The 14428-nt window shown below is 50.2% G+C and carries 13 protein-coding genes; 12 read left to right on the top strand and 1 reads right to left on the bottom strand.

Annotation, left to right across the window (positions count from 1 at the left end):
* The first annotated feature begins 14 nt into the window (after nt 1-14).
* Genes ACLB09_RS12645 through secA2 form a run of 3 tightly spaced genes read left to right on the top strand, consistent with a single transcriptional unit; the run spans nt 15 to nt 3894 of the window.
* Nucleotides 15-860, top strand: a complete 846-nt coding sequence (locus tag ACLB09_RS12645) for an ABC transporter ATP-binding protein (protein ID WP_410770194.1) — start codon at nt 15-17, stop codon at nt 858-860.
* Nucleotides 857-1582, top strand: coding sequence for an ABC transporter permease (locus ACLB09_RS12650; RefSeq protein ID WP_410770195.1), 726 nt, complete (start codon nt 857-859; stop codon nt 1580-1582). The genes ACLB09_RS12645 and ACLB09_RS12650 overlap by 4 nt, the downstream gene beginning before the upstream one ends.
* A 17-nt stretch (nt 1583-1599) precedes the next feature.
* Nucleotides 1600-3894 (top strand): accessory Sec system translocase SecA2, encoded by a 2295-nt coding sequence (secA2, locus tag ACLB09_RS12655; protein WP_410770196.1) that lies wholly within the window; start codon nt 1600-1602, stop codon nt 3892-3894.
* A 106-nt stretch (nt 3895-4000) separates the two neighbouring features.
* Here the strand turns inward: secA2 and ACLB09_RS12660 are convergent, their stop codons facing one another.
* Nucleotides 4001-4804 carry an AAC(3) family N-acetyltransferase gene (locus ACLB09_RS12660; RefSeq protein WP_410770197.1) on the bottom strand — a complete coding sequence of 268 codons (804 nt, stop codon included), beginning with the start codon at nt 4802-4804 and terminating at the stop codon, nt 4001-4003.
* Nucleotides 4805-5011: 207 nt separating this feature from the next.
* Between ACLB09_RS12660 and ACLB09_RS12665 the strand changes: the two genes are divergently transcribed.
* The 9 genes from ACLB09_RS12665 (at nt 5012) to ACLB09_RS12705 (ending at nt 14413) form a co-directional block, all read left to right on the top strand.
* Nucleotides 5012-6028: a LacI family DNA-binding transcriptional regulator gene (locus ACLB09_RS12665; RefSeq protein WP_410770198.1), complete on the top strand. Its 1017-nt coding sequence runs from the start codon at nt 5012-5014 to the stop codon at nt 6026-6028.
* Nucleotides 6029-6225: 197 nt separating this feature from the next.
* Entirely contained in the window at nt 6226-6696 is a 471-nt protein-coding gene (locus ACLB09_RS12670; protein WP_410770199.1) for a hypothetical protein, read from the top strand.
* The gene (locus ACLB09_RS12675) at nt 6693-7706 is read left to right on the top strand and encodes a CehA/McbA family metallohydrolase (RefSeq protein WP_410770200.1); all 1014 of its coding nucleotides are present in this window, start codon (nt 6693-6695) and stop codon (nt 7704-7706) included. Before ACLB09_RS12670 ends, ACLB09_RS12675 begins: the two co-directional genes overlap by 4 nt.
* 19 nt (nt 7707-7725) lie before the next feature.
* Nucleotides 7726-8427, top strand: coding sequence for a glycerophosphodiester phosphodiesterase (locus tag ACLB09_RS12680; protein WP_410770201.1), 702 nt, complete (start codon nt 7726-7728; stop codon nt 8425-8427).
* Complete coding sequence (locus ACLB09_RS12685; protein WP_410770202.1) at nt 8424-9812, top strand: MATE family efflux transporter; 1389 nt, start codon at nt 8424-8426, stop codon at nt 9810-9812. Before ACLB09_RS12680 ends, ACLB09_RS12685 begins: the two co-directional genes overlap by 4 nt.
* 57 nt (nt 9813-9869) lie before the next feature.
* Complete coding sequence (locus ACLB09_RS12690) at nt 9870-10799, top strand: carbohydrate ABC transporter permease (protein WP_410770203.1); 930 nt, start codon at nt 9870-9872, stop codon at nt 10797-10799.
* Between the two features lie 16 nt (nt 10800-10815).
* Entirely contained in the window at nt 10816-11661 is an 846-nt protein-coding gene (locus ACLB09_RS12695) for a carbohydrate ABC transporter permease (RefSeq protein WP_410770204.1), read from the top strand.
* A gap of 93 nt (nt 11662-11754) precedes the next feature.
* Nucleotides 11755-13149, top strand: a complete 1395-nt coding sequence (locus tag ACLB09_RS12700) for an extracellular solute-binding protein (RefSeq protein WP_410770205.1) — start codon at nt 11755-11757, stop codon at nt 13147-13149.
* Nucleotides 13150-13405: 256 nt separating this feature from the next.
* Entirely contained in the window at nt 13406-14413 is a 1008-nt protein-coding gene (locus ACLB09_RS12705) for a sigma-70 family RNA polymerase sigma factor (protein WP_410770206.1), read from the top strand.
* Nucleotides 14414-14428 lie beyond the last annotated feature (15 nt).

Genomic DNA, 14428 nt, shown 5'->3' on the forward strand with positions numbered 1-14428 from the left:
AAGGAAGTGGTGTCATGGATGTTATCCAAGTGGAACGTATTCGAAAGCGATTTGGAAATAAGGATGCGTTATCGGACGTGTCCTTTTCCATTCCGAAAGGGGAAATTTTCGGTTTCCTGGGTCCGAGCGGTTCGGGAAAAACGACACTCATTAAGATTTTAACGGCGCAAGTAAATCCGACAAGCGGACAGGCAAGCGTATTTAACGAGCCGGCGGAGAGGATGCAGCAGTCTGCGCAGAAGATGCGCTTTGGCATTTTGACGGATAACAGCGGTCTATATGAGAGATTAACGATTGAGGAGAATCTGGAGTTGTACCGCCAATTGTATGATCTTCCCGGATCTGCGATCGAGAAGGTGCTGCAGTTTGTGAACTTAAACGGAGAGCGCAAAAAGAAAGTCCATCGCTTATCGAAAGGGATGCGCCAGCGCGTCATGTTGGCATGCGCGGTGATTCATGAGCCGGAATTATTATTTTTGGATGAACCTACTTCGGCTTTGGATCCGGTAAACTCGGCACATATTTATAAGGGTTTACGCTACCTAAATGAGAAGGGGACGACGATTTTTTTAACTACGCATGACATGACAGAGGCAGAATTGATGTGTAACCGTGTAGCGATATTGTATCAAGGGAAAATCCAAGCCATCGGTTCGCCCAAGGAACTTAAAAAACAACATCGGGAAAACGTAGTTCGTGTGGAGTTAATCCAAGGGGAAGCCTACGAGCTTCCGATCGATGAGGGCACGGCCGAGCAAATCGCCGATTGGATGAAACGAGGGTTCATTGATCGATTGGAAACGAAAGAGCCAAGTCTAGGGGATATTTTTATTAAAATGACAGGAAGTGAGTTACTATGAGTATCTCATTAAAACGTGCCCGAGCGATATTTGTGAAGGATTACAAAGAGTTTTCACGCAATTACGCGATCTCCATTATGTTGATTATTCCTATTGTTCTAGCACTTCTTATTCGAGGCGTAGATTCGTCTTTGCCCTTAGCCTCCGTGGCCGGAACTTTCGCTACAGTTCTTAATCTTTCATTTGTGCTGCTGACATGTTTCGCACAAGCCTGCTTGATTGCGGAAGAAAAGGAGCGTAACACGTTAAGATCATTAATGCTGACTCCGGCCACGACCCTGGACGTTTTAATCGGTAAAAGCAGTCTGGTCTTTATCATGTCTGCTGTGGTTCTGGCTATTTCTACGTATATATTCGGATATAAGCCGGCCAATATATGGACTTTTACGGCGGCCGTTATTCTTTCGATCATTCTATACATCGCGGCCGGAACGATCTGCGGCTTATTCTCCAGGACGCTGCTGGATGCATCTTTATCTATAATTCCCGTGGCATTCATATTTACCGGGGCGCCTTGGGGAGTGTTTCTGGCGGATGATTATCCGATCTTCAAAGTGCTGGATTACGTACCAAGCAGCCAACTTGTGCATTTGCTACGTATAAGCGATGCCGGTTTTACGACGGGAGATGTGTTAAAACCCCTCTTCATTATTTTGGCATGGACGGTTGGATTAACGATGGTGTCTGTTGTCTTGTATCAACGACGGTTAAAGGATGAGTAGAAAGGAGGGAAAATGCCATGAATTTAGCCGTCAAGTGGATACGGGAATTTAAAGACCACGATAACCGGCAAAGGCTGAATGGCTATCGGGACAAAGTGGAGCTCATCAGGAAACGAAACCTGGAAGCTTGGGACGATCAGCGGCTGCAAATGGAATCTCTCCGGCTGAGAAAGGAAGCGAAATCGGGCACGCCTTTGGACGAACTGCTTGTCGATGCTTATGCGCTAGTCTGCGAGGCAGCGAAGAGAACGCTCGGTTTACAGCCCTACGATGTCCAGATCATGGCTGCTATCGCTCTGCACGAGGGATTTCTGATCGAGCAGCATACCGGCGAAGGAAAAACGCTCTCTGCGGTGATGCCTGCTTATCTCAATGCGCTAACCGGCGAAGGCGTTCATGTGCTGACTTTTAACGATTATTTGGCAAACCGGGACGCGGAGTGGATGGGCCCGATCTATCGTTTCCTCGGGTTAACGGTAAAATCGGTGCAATCGGACATGAGCCTGTCCGAAAAACGGGAAGCGTACGCCGCGGATATCACCTATGTTACGGCCAAAGAGGCGGGATTCGACTATTTGCGCGACACGATCGCACTGGACGAAGCCGACACCGTGCATCGTCCTTTCCACTATGTCATCGTCGACGAAGCGGATTCGCTGCTTCTTGACGAAGCGCGGGTGCCGTTGGTCATCGCCGGCGAGCCGGTTACTTCCGAAAGCGACGGCGCTTGTTTCGCCGAAGTGGCCAGGCAGCTTAAGCAAGAGGAACATTACGACTTCGACGAGTTCCAGCGGAATGTTTATTTGAATGAAGCGGGCGCTGCGAGAGCGGAAGAACTGCTGGGATGCGGCAATTTGTACGAAAGCCGTAATAGTCATTTGTTATCGTCGCTAAATTGCGCAGTGCATGCGGAGTCGTTATTGAAGAAAGACGTCGATTACATCGTCCGGAACGGCAAAATCGAGCTGATCGACGAATATACCGGCCGCGTGGCGGAGAACAGGCATTTACCGGAGGGGCTGCAAGCCGCACTTACGGCAAAAGAAGGGCTGCAATCCTTAGCCGGCGGGAAAATTCTCGGTACGATCACCCTTCAACACTTCCTTAGCCTATATCCGAAGATTTGCGGAATGACGGCTACGGCACACGTTTCCGCCGTGGAATTCGAAGAGACTTATGTGCTGCAGGTTGTGCAAATTCCGCCGAATCGGCCAAACCTGCGGATCGACCATCCGCACCGGATTTATACCCATAAAGAAGCCAAGTTTAAGGCGCTTATACAAGAAATTTCGTCCGCTCATAGGACGGGACGTCCGATTCTTATTGGTACGTCAAGCATCGAAGAGTCCGACATACTGGCGGAGGCGCTTGCGGCTATTGGCGTGCCTTGCCATGTTCTGAATGCAAAAAACGATGCAGAAGAAGCCGAGATCATCGCCAAAGCGGGAGAAATCGGCGCCGTGACGGTGTCGACGAATATGGCGGGACGCGGCGTCGACATTCGGCTCGGCGGGGGCGACCCCACCCAAGCGGAAGTTGCCGCCAAGCTGGGCGGGTTGTATGTAATCGGTACGCATGTACACGAAAGCGTGCGGATCGACGACCAACTGCGCGGGCGTTCCGGCCGCCAAGGAGACCCGGGAGCCTCCGTATTTTTCGTAAGCCTGGAAGACGAGTTGATGCTTAGGTTTGGCATTGATACAGCGATTCCGCCTGCCTATCGCAATCTCAGACAGGATGATGCTCTGGATGAATCGGTGCTGCGCAGCAAAATCGCACAGATTCAGCGTGTGATTGTGGGTCAAAACTTCCATATCCGGTTGGAGCTAAACCGTTATTCGGATACGGTGGAGAAACAGAGACGTATTCTATATGAGGAGCGGCTCGGCATTTTGAAGGGCGAGACGAAGATGGGCCCTTCGGAACAACGGGTACGGCTATATTATATCGACAAGTTCTGGGCTGAACATCTGGCATACGTTTCTTACATCCGCGAAAGCATCCATTTGACGAGCCTTGTAGACCGCTATCCGATCAACGAATTTCATGCGGAAGTCATTCAAGCTTATGAGCAAATTCCGGATAAAATAAATAGGGAGACAGCGAATATGCTTGTGCGGCTCGGAGGTTCGAATGATCCGGAGAAGTGGGAACAGTTCGGTCTGAAGAATCCTACTTCCACTCGGACTTATATGATCAACGATCAATACATGGAGTACTTGCAGAATCCCAGTTCATGGGGCGCAGGAACGGTACTCGCTTATTGGATGCGCAAGATGTTGAGGCCGGTATTCGGGTGGCAAAAATTTTAATCGAGTTACGTATATATTGGCATCTACTGGAACAATCATCGAGGATAATTAATTTATCCAGGAATAGAAAAAGCTAAGTACAAAAGGCCATCCCTTGTGGGGTGGCCTACACCCTGTTGTTCTCCATCCATGCGGCTGCCCAGTCCACCAACTGCCGTTGCTCCAGAAACCGGACCTCGGCGTTTCCGACTTCATGAATCTTGATATCCATTTCTTTATCATATTCATCTCCCAAGCGGATAAAGTCTTCATCGTCCACAGCCTGGGTTTCGTAAGTTACCCATTTGCGCGCTCCATCCTCCATAATTGCACTGCTTTCATGGATAAACTTCTTGGAAGAAAAATCAGCTATAGTTTCGGCGAGGTGCAGCGACGTGTTTTTATCATAGCCGACGCCGATCAGGAGGACGTAACCATGTAGTTGGTACAATTTATCCAACGGGGAATCCTTCCCGAAGATGTTGCATAAATCGTGGTGTTGCGTCAGATATTCCGCGTGCTTGCCTACTGCGGCAATTGACCGTGCCGGGTGATCCGACCTTTTGGCTCCCGGCCATTTGCGAAACACTTCAGCCACGATGCCCATGCCGATCGCAGGGGTTATTTCCTTATCGTAGGGCGGCCAATATTCACGAATTATCGGCCACCATTCCTTAGGCACATCGCCATGGACTCCCGTTGAAGGGTCGAGATTCTTCCATGTTTGGGAAGGCATCATCAAAGTCCCTTCTTCACCGACAATTTCAAGAAGGGATTGAATTAAGGTTTCGGCTCCACCTACTACAAAACCCAATTTACTTAAAGAAGTATGGACGAATATGTGTTGCCCTTCCCTTAATCCACATGCTCTAAAAGCATGGACTAGATCTTCTTTCGTTAATATGGCTCTTGTTTCTTGCAGTTCGGTCATGTGGATCCCCGCCTTTTCTCTAGAGTGGCCACCAGCAGTTCTTCAATTGATTCTATATTATACTAGAGGTACTTCTTTAGACCAGTAAAGGCGATTAAAAGCCTAGAAAATTACACAGGCTTTACACTTCGAAATGCAACTGTCTGTATAATGGATGTAAAATCCGTAGGTTTTATCCGCGTTGCCCTTGCTAAGGAGTGATTACACATGGGCGCAAGAATTAAAGATGTAGCTGAACGAGCCGGTGTCTCGGTTACCAGTGTGTCCAGAGTGCTGAATGGAGAAAAATATATTAGCCAAAGTATTCTTGATAAGGTGAACCGGGCGATCAAGGAATTGAACTATTCCCCAAGCCAGATTGCCCGCAGTTTAAAAAAGCAAAAAACCGATACCATTGGCGTCATCGTTCCCGATTTCACGAATTATTTCTGCTCAACGATATTAAGCAGTATTGAGGAAAGTGCCAGCGAATATGGCTATAATCTGATCGTCTGCAATATTGCGGAGAATCTGGATAAGGAATTGAAATATCTGCATGCTGTGCAGGAGATGCGGGTAGACGGAATTATCATCATGCACCAAAAGGTGGACGAGCGCATCCTTTCTTTTATAGAAAGCGCTTCTATGCCTATCTTGTTCTCTTGTGTCCGCTCCCCGCTGCCGGACAGGTTCTCTGTGCTGATTAATGACTATCAGGCGGCACGGGATGCCACCGAATATCTGATTAGTCTCGGTCATCGCCGGATTGCCTTCCTGGGCGGGGATTTGGAAGATGTAACTTCAGGCCAAAGCCGGTATCAAGGTTATTTGGACGCTTTAAATCAATCCGGTATTCCGCAGAATTCGGATTTCATCAGGTTCGGCAATTATAAGCAGGAGAGCGGACGATTAATGATGCAGGAGATTCTGGAGCAAGGACAAGGAGAGCGGCCTACGGTTGTTTTTGCCGCCAGTGACGATATGGCCGTAGGCGCCATGAACTGTATTCTTGATTATGGACTCCGTGTTCCCGAGGATATTTCCGTCATGGGATTTGACGACAGTCTGATTGCCAGGGCCGTCAGGCCAATGCTTACTTCCGTGCATCAGCCTGCCCGAGAGCTCGGACGGACTTCGCTTGAATATCTCCACAGCTTGATAGAAGATCGGGGATCCCGGCCCGACAGTAAAGAAATCTATTTACCGCATCGGATCATGGAGCGGGCAAGCTGTCGAAGAATATAATATGAAGCACCGTATATGCAGGTTCCGTCCAGGTTGACGGACCTGCTTTTTGTATGTCAATGACGAACAAATCAAGCGACCATATTTAACATAAATCGACTATAAAGCAGGAGTTCATTTAACAAGCAATGATTATGCTAGTGTTGTTCAGGTATCGATACCATATCGATGAATACAGTGCGAAAGAGGTATAGACAATGCTTAAAGATATCATTGCAGTGGAGGGAAAGCTCACTCCGCTGAGTTCCAAAACACATATCACTTACCAATTTCACGTGGAGCACGCCTTGTCATCACTGGAGATCGATTTCAGATATTCGCCCAAGCCCTTTTTAGACAGAGAAGCATCACAGCCACTTATATTAGAAGCCATTGAGACCTACTCCGATCCGGCTTGGGTGGAATTGCATAAGAAGCAATGGGAGAATTTCTACCCCTTGCAGAATTTGTTGACATTATCTCTGGACAGCCCCACGGGCTTTCGCGGCTCAGCACACCGGCATGCTCCAGAGCAGCAGCATATTATCTGCCCGGATTGGAGCAAGACCTCTCCCGGGTTTATCGCCGGGGACGTTCCCTCCGGAGTATGGAAGGTAACGATCAGCGTGCATTGTGTTGTTACACCAGATTGCCGCTATGAATTATTCGTGAGGGGGACCGGCAGATGAGATGGCTTCCATTCGAGCTACATACCCATACGCCCCATAGTGATGGGACACATTCTCTACTGGAGATGTGCCGGGCAGCCGCGGAGCTTGGGCTTGAAGGCATCGCGCTTACGGATCATAACACTGTATCGGGACTCGCAGATGCCGAAGCCGTCAGCAGGCAGACAGGTATCACCATCATTCCCGGCATGGAGTGGACGACATTCTACGGACATATGCTGACCCTTGGCGCCCCTTACTGTGAATGGAGGGACCTTGGTCCGGGCGACATTCATAAAGGCGTCGCTCGTGTTCATGAGAAGGGAGGCATCGTGGGCATTGCCCATCCCTACAGCTTCGGCAGTCCGATCTGTACAGGCTGCCACTGGGATTACACCGTAAGCGACTGGAATCAGATTGATTATATGGAGGTATGGCATGAGACGATGCCTCCAATGAAGAATCATAATGTGCCTGCTTTCAGACAGTGGACCGAGCTGCTGAACGAAGGGTACCGGATATCCGCTACAGCCGGTCGGGATTGGCATAGGTCGGATCCGGCTGATGATCTGGCTGCTTACACGTATATCGGCCTTCCCGATGCATCCTTGCCGCATTCCATAACTGATATTATCGCCGCAATCAGGCAGGGACAGCTTTGCCTGAGCATGGGACCGCTTCTGGAGATCAGTCTCACTCTTGGAGCTGATCAATATGGGCTAGGCGACGAAGTTCTCTTAGATAACAGGGAGGCCCATCCCGATGCCGAACTGACTGTGCAGATCACACGTTCAACTCAGCCCGAACGTCCTTGGGGAGCGGAGGAGGGCAGCCTGATCATCGTAGATTCTAATTTGGGAGAGCTGGCAAAGTTACCGGCCAACGGGGATGACGCATTGCCTATATTGCTGGCAACCGCAGGATTGCGATGGCTGCGTGTGCGGTTGTTCGGCACCATCAACGGCATCCTGACAACCATGGCCTGCACCAATGCGATTTATTTCGCAAACGGGCAGCGTGATGAAGAATAACCGTAAAAGAGGGATAGCGATGCAATATCCGAAGCTGATCGCCCATACAGGCTGCGAGGGAACGAGCTACAATTCGCTTGAATCCTGTGAAGCCGGAATGAAGGCGGGTGCTCCTATTTTAGAAGTGGATGTCAGAGCAACCAAGGATCATGTGGCTGTTCTCCAGCATGATGATGAGCCTTTCGTCAACCAGTTGAACTATGCGCAGCTGCTGGAGACAGGGCATCATCCGGAGACGCTGAACCGGGTACTAACCCGGTTCAGCCAGCTGCCCGTCGGCTTCAATCTGGATCTCAAGACAGAAGAGGCGGCGGTGGCGGCCATAGCCGATATAGCCGCCACATCGACCTGGAGCCAGGTATGGTTCACCGGGGATACGCGACGGATAGAAAATTCCGAGTATTCCGGACATGTCATGAGGAACTTACCGAAGGACCTATGCGAGTTGGACGAAGCAAGTTATCGGCAGCAAGCGGCTGAGCTGTGCCGGCGAGCGGCTGAAGCGAAGCTCGGCGGCGTAAATCTTCACTATGAAAGCTGCCGGCCTTATCTGGTTCAGCAGGCACATCATCATGGGCTTCGGGTGTGGATCTATACCTTACCCGATGACCCGGACTTGTTCTTTAAATATATGGACATGGGCGTAGATGCAATTTCTGTCTATGAGGTGAGGAGATTTGCAGCTTTGCTCGCTGATCTGGCTGAGGGCGGCGGGGAATGAAGGGTACCCCGGCTCCACTCACCCTGCTGGGGTTGGCCGGACCGCTATTTCTGAGCCAACTGGTGCAGACGGTTATTTTCACCATCGATACCTTGATGCTTAGCAATTATTCCGATCTTGCCGTTGCCGCCGTAGGTACGGTTGCGCAATTGCTCACTACGGTCAATCTGCTGTTCGGATTCGCCACCATAGGGGCCGGGATCATTATGAGTCAATTGAACGGCTCGGGGAAGCGGGCGGAGGCGGCCGGCGTCGCCCGGACGGCAATCTTAGCGAACCTGCTGATTGGCGGTTTAGCCAGCATAGGGTTGTTCTTGTTCCCTGAACCGATCCTGCGCGCCATCTCTTTGCCGGAGGAATTAATGCAGTACGGGACAGTGTTTCTATCGGTTACAGGACTTGCCTCCATGGCCACGGCCTTTATTATGACCGCGGAAATGATCTTGCGCATGAACGGCATGGTCAAGCGGATGCTTCTGTTGTCCTTCACGATGGTTGCTCTCAATACGGCGGGCAATTATATGGTGCTGTATGAACCGCTTGGCCTGCCTTCCTATGGTGTTGAGGGCGTGGCATGGGCGACCTTCGGAAGCAAGCTGGTCGGCGTGGCGTTGGCGGTGATCCTGTTGATCCGTGCGATGGATCAAGCGCTGTTCAGCGTTAAGGGCATCTCGTTCCGATTTGCTGATGTACGGGAAATCTTCAAGCTGGGCATTCCCTCAGCCGGCGAGAATCTCTCCCATTCCGCTTCCCAGGTTGTCATTATGATGATCGTGACGCTCTTAGGTACTACAGCCATCACCACCAAGATCTACACACAGACGCTTACCGGATATATCTTCCTCATATCTGTTTCGATCGGTCAGGCGACTTCGATTATGATAGGGCATCTGATAGGAGCCGGTAAATCGGAGCAGGCGAAAACTACCGGGCTTCGGCATCTGAAAATAGGGCTCGTCCTGAGTTGCTCGGTCAACCTGTTACTGTATCTGGTGTCCAAGCCGCTGATGGGTCTGTTTACAGAGGACAGTCATGTTATTAACATGTCCTCCAACCTGATCCTGCTGTCCGTCCTGCTGGAGGCTGCCCGTGCCTGCAATGTCATTATGATTGCTTCGCTGAATGCTAGCGGTGAAGTAAAATATCCTGTCATGATGGGCCTGATCATGATGTGGGGAGTAAGCGTCCCTGCGGCTTATCTGTTCGGAATTGTATGGGGCTATGGGATATACGGCATTTGGCTGGCTTTTATTATAGATGAATGGATTAGAGCCTGCTTCATGCTCCGGCGCTGGAGATCAGAGAAGTGGCGGCAAATTCGCTTGTCCGCACTCGCACCCAAATACAGTAGCACAGAATTGCAGCCCGATGCCGAAGCTGGTTAGCGTTAACTTTCACAAGACGATTCATTTTCGAAAAAAACAGCAAGGAGGATGGTTCCCTTGTCCAACCACATGTCAAAAGCTACACCGCTCGGCGTCTTAGACCAACGCATGCTGCGTAAACGCAACAAAGTGATCCGGAGGCAGCCTACGCTTGCCTGGTATCTGTTTTTGCTGCCCACTTTGCTTGGTATTGCGGTGTTCATGATCTATCCGTTGGCGGAGTCGCTGCGGCTCAGCTTCACCAAAGGGGCTGATGAGCGATTCGTTGGACTGGAGAATTACGTGAGTGTACTGGAGTCAGGCACCTTCTGGTATTCGGTGTACAACACGCTCTACATTACGGTTTTCCAGCTTCTGATTGCCATTCCGATCGGTTTCATCATTGCTTGTCTGATCAACAATTTACGCCGTGGCTCCAACTTCTTCAAGGTACTGTTCTATCTACCTAATGTCACTTCTATTGTTGCGGCTGCCACTGTCTTTCTGGCGCTTCTTCATCCGGATGGACCACTCAATTATGTTGCGCAATTGTTGGGCTTCGAGAAGGTAGTCTGGCTGTCACAGCCGCTCTCTGCCAAGTGGGGTACGATCATTCTCTCGGTCTGGCATTGGCTGGGCTTCGTCATCATTATTAATCTGGCCAATTTGCAGGCGATATCAAGCGACTATTATGAAGCGGCTTCCATAGATGGGGCTTCGGGCTTCAAGCAGTGGCTATATATCACCCTGCCGAATATGGTTGGAAGTCTGACGGTCCTGTTTATCATTGGCTGGATCGGCGGCTTGCAGCGGTTCTCCGATGCTTATATGCTTGGGGGCTTGCAGGGAAGTCCGGCGCGGTCCTTGCATACGGTTGTCGGATTTATCTTCGAGAGAGGGTTCGGCGGTCATGAATATGGCCTCGCCTCTGCGGCGTCATATATTCTATTCTTCTTTATTCTTGTGTTCACTTACATCAATACCAAAGTCACTAAGATGAAAATTTAAGGAGGGGACTAGTCACATGTTGAGTGTAACGGGAAAAGGTAAATGGGTTAACGGATTGTTGTTCCTGCTCCTGCTTGGATTGGGTGTGCTGATGTTGTACCCCTTCCTCTGGATGATTAGCGTCAGCTTGGAAAGAACCAGCAACATAGCCGTTCCGTTCCCACCCCGGCTAATTCCTGAGCAGTTCTCCCTATTCAACTATAGGCTGGTATTCGAGAACGGGGTTCTGTTCAAGACCTATGCCAATTCAGCAATCATTTCATTGTTCAGCGTCCTACTCAGTGTGTCTTCAGCCCTGCTGGCCGGCTATGCCTTCTCCAGGGGGGAATTTCGGGGCAAGAAATTTCTATTCTTCGCAGTCCTGGCTACCATGATGATTCCGTTCGAGGCCAGGCTGATTCCGATGTTCAGTATGTTCAATGATCTCGGGATGATTAATACCAAATACCCTCTGATATTTCCGGCAATCATTAATGCGCTTGGCATTGTACTGGTGAAGCAGTATTTTGACCGTCTCCCTGAAGGGTTACGCGAATCCGCCAAGATTGATGGGGCTAATGAGTTCACGATCTTTTTCCGTATTTTCGCTCCCTTGACCGGGCCGATTACAGCAACGCTGGCGATTCTAGCCTTCCAAGACAGTTGGAATTCCTTCCTGTGGCCGCTCGTGGTCATCAACGATCAGGATATGAAGACCGTACCGTTATTTCTGTCCAGCTTCTCTTCGGAGAATGGCAGCCGGCTGGTGGGAGTAACGATGGCTACAGCGGCCATGAGTATTCTGCCGATCGTGATCGTGTTTCTTTTTTTACAAAAATACATTATTCGCAGTATTGCCCTCAGCGGCTTGAAGGGAGAGTGATAGCCGGAGGTTGCGTGGTCACTTAAAGAGGCGGGACCGGTAAGCAGGTAAGCGGCAATTTATAAAAATATAATGGAGTTGGGAGAGCTAATCATGTTTAGTAAATTGACCTTGAAGTTGATGGGAACGCTGCTGGCGTCCACTATGATTCTAAGTGCATGCGGGACAAACGGTAACTCGAACGGGGCAGTAAAGACCAGCAATCAACCGGCACCAGCGGAAAGCACCACGGAGACGAATGAAGAGCCGACAGGAAAACTGAAAGTGCAGCTTGTGGGCGACTTCTCGCTGGAGGACAAGACCGATGCAGTATCAGGAAAAACCTCCAAGGGTGTAAAGGTGCTGAAGGAAGAGTTTGAGAAGCAGCATCCTAACACAGAAGTCGAGTTTGTACTTATGGGCTGGGATAACTATAACGAGAAGACTCAGACTATGCTTCAGTCCGGAGCAGCCGATGTATATCAAGTGCCGGGGATTGCCGCTTTTGCCGAGCAAGGGCTGCTGGAGCCTTTGCAGCCCTACATCGATAAAGACAGTTATGATCTGGGAAGCTATCTGACCGGACAGGTGGATGGCTGGAAGGCCATGGGGCCGAATGATCAGGAGTTGCAGATTTATGGCCTGCCTTTTATCGGCGATGCGCGGGTCATTGTTTACGACCGTCAGTTGTTCGATGATTGGGGCGTGGAATATCTGTCCGAGTCTCCGACGATCGAGGAAGTCTTGGAGAAAGCCTCCAAGATGACAGGCAAGAACCCCAAGACAGGGGAACAAAACTATGGTCTGACCTTCAAAGGCGCGGATGCTGCCGATACTGTAATGAATATTAATGAATCGCTGGGCGGACAGTGGGGCACCGGGTTCTTATGGAAGGATATGAAGCTGGAATTCGATAGCGAGACCATGGTGCAATCGATCGATTTGATGAAGGAAGTGCTCAAGTATGCACCGGAGGGAATAATGGCCGGACAAGGCGCCGAAAATTTCCTGACGGAAAAAAACAACATTGCGATCAACTTGCGTGAATCTCCGGGATTCATCAATACGCTGGCCAATTTCGGGCTGGAGGACCGCTATCAGGCAGCTTTGCTGTTCAAGAATCAGGCGACAGGCATGGGCGGCATGTTCGCCGGAAGTCCGTTCTCCATCGGAGCATCCAGCAGCAATAAAGACCTGGCTTGGGAATGGTTGAAATTCAGCGGCAGCGAGTTCTTCCAGCAATATATGTGGGATGAACAGCGTTCGCAGAGTATGCCGGTCATCAAGGCAGCCGAGAATTGGTCTTCTGTACAGGAGATTGGACAAATGGATATTATCCTGAAGCAAATGAGCCAGCTGTGGACACCGCGTTATCCATATCGCTCCGGTCAACCGCGCTATATTCTGTCAGAGAATGTGGAACGTGTCCTGTTAGGTGAACTGAGTGCGGCCGAAGGAATGAAGAAGGCCCAAGAGGAAGGTGCCAAATGGTTGGCCGATCAGCAGTAATGCTATGATGTAAGCCTTAGATAAGTCTGGCCCCGGCCTATGCGGGATAGTTCGAAAGAGGGTGTCTCAAAGTCCTGAAAGGACGGAGGGTCGTCCTCTTTTCTCATGAGGAGTGAAATGTGCACATGAATTCTTCATTAGGGCGGGACCTTGGATCGCTATAAGTTTCCGCTAGAATCGAACATACACTGAAAGGAACATCCGATAGCAGGTTTTTGACGATACTCATGATCTCCGAACCTTCCTGTGGTAAACTATGACAAAACGCACAAATCTATTTCCTCGTCAAAAGGAGGCTGCTATGAGCGATACGGCACTGGATCTGCAGTTACTGGATCATTTAAAGCCGGAATTAACCTCATTTTGTTACCGAATGTTGGGGTCTATCGAAGACGCAGACGATGCGGTTCAGGAAACCTACATCCGTGTTTGGCAAAGCTGGAATTCATTCCGGCAGGAATCGTCACACAAAACGTGGATTTATCGGATTGCCTCCAACTTGTGCTTGGACAAACTAAGACAAGCCAAACGCCGTACACTGCCCGTCGATCTGTCGGATCCGGCGGTCTCCATCATCCCACCCCGTGAAACGCTGCCGGACTCTTCCTGGATCTGGCTTACCCCCGATTTGGGGGAGAATCCCGAAGAAGCGCTCATCCGCAAGGATACTCTGCAGCTTTGTTTCATCGCACTCTTGCAAGCCTTGCCTCCCCGCCAACGTGCCGTGCTTATTTTGAAGGATGTATTCGATTGGTCCTCCAAAGAGATCGCCGAAACTTTGGGAATGTCGCCGGCCGCCGCGAATAGTGCCCTGCAAAGAGCCAGGGAGACGATGAACCGAACCCGGCTCCGTTCCGATGAGCTCAGCCGGACGGTGGATGCCGAACCTGATCATGAGCTGCTGTCACGGTATGTGGATGCCTTTGAACAATTCGATATCGATGCTCTGGTTGCGTTATTCCATGAGGAAGGCTGCATGTCCATGCCGCCGTTTGCCATGTGGGTGCAAGGCAAGGACGATTTGTTCCAGTTTTTCTCGCTGACCCGATGGCATTGCGAGGGCTCCCGCTTTTTGCCGGTCACGGTAAACGGCGGCTATCCGGCTTTTGCGCAGTACATGCCGAGTCCTGAAGAAGCATCCGTTCTGGTCCCTTGGGGAATCCACGTCATTGAGGTCAAAGACGGAAAAATCCTTCACCTCCAAAATTTTATAAACGCCAAATTATTTTCGCGATTTGGGCTTCCGGAGCAAATCGACCGATGAATTTCGAGTATGAAG

The sequence above is a fragment of the Fontibacillus forbon genome, from assembly GCF_046559655.1.
Lineage (GTDB): Bacteria > Bacillota > Bacilli > Paenibacillales > Paenibacillaceae > Fontibacillus.

What these genes read in the sequence shown, in the direction of transcription:
- ACLB09_RS12680 (WP_410770201.1), top strand. Translation starts at nt 7,726, where the DNA reads ATGCAATATCCGAAGCTGATCGCCCATACAGGCTGCGAGGGAACGAGC.
- ACLB09_RS12695 (WP_410770204.1), top strand. Translation starts at nt 10,816, where the DNA reads ATGTTGAGTGTAACGGGAAAAGGTAAATGGGTTAACGGATTGTTGTTC.
- ACLB09_RS12665 (WP_410770198.1), top strand. Translation starts at nt 5,012, where the DNA reads ATGGGCGCAAGAATTAAAGATGTAGCTGAACGAGCCGGTGTCTCGGTT.
- ACLB09_RS12700 (WP_410770205.1), top strand. Translation starts at nt 11,755, where the DNA reads ATGTTTAGTAAATTGACCTTGAAGTTGATGGGAACGCTGCTGGCGTCC.
- ACLB09_RS12670 (WP_410770199.1), top strand. Translation starts at nt 6,226, where the DNA reads ATGCTTAAAGATATCATTGCAGTGGAGGGAAAGCTCACTCCGCTGAGT.
- ACLB09_RS12675 (WP_410770200.1), top strand. Translation starts at nt 6,693, where the DNA reads ATGAGATGGCTTCCATTCGAGCTACATACCCATACGCCCCATAGTGAT.
- ACLB09_RS12685 (WP_410770202.1), top strand. Translation starts at nt 8,424, where the DNA reads ATGAAGGGTACCCCGGCTCCACTCACCCTGCTGGGGTTGGCCGGACCG.
- ACLB09_RS12660 (WP_410770197.1), bottom strand. Translation starts at nt 4,804, where the DNA reads ATGACCGAACTGCAAGAAACAAGAGCCATATTAACGAAAGAAGATCTA.
- ACLB09_RS12705 (WP_410770206.1), top strand. Translation starts at nt 13,406, where the DNA reads ATGACAAAACGCACAAATCTATTTCCTCGTCAAAAGGAGGCTGCTATG.
- ACLB09_RS12645 (WP_410770194.1), top strand. Translation starts at nt 15, where the DNA reads ATGGATGTTATCCAAGTGGAACGTATTCGAAAGCGATTTGGAAATAAG.
- secA2 (WP_410770196.1), top strand. Translation starts at nt 1,600, where the DNA reads ATGAATTTAGCCGTCAAGTGGATACGGGAATTTAAAGACCACGATAAC.
- ACLB09_RS12650 (WP_410770195.1), top strand. Translation starts at nt 857, where the DNA reads ATGAGTATCTCATTAAAACGTGCCCGAGCGATATTTGTGAAGGATTAC.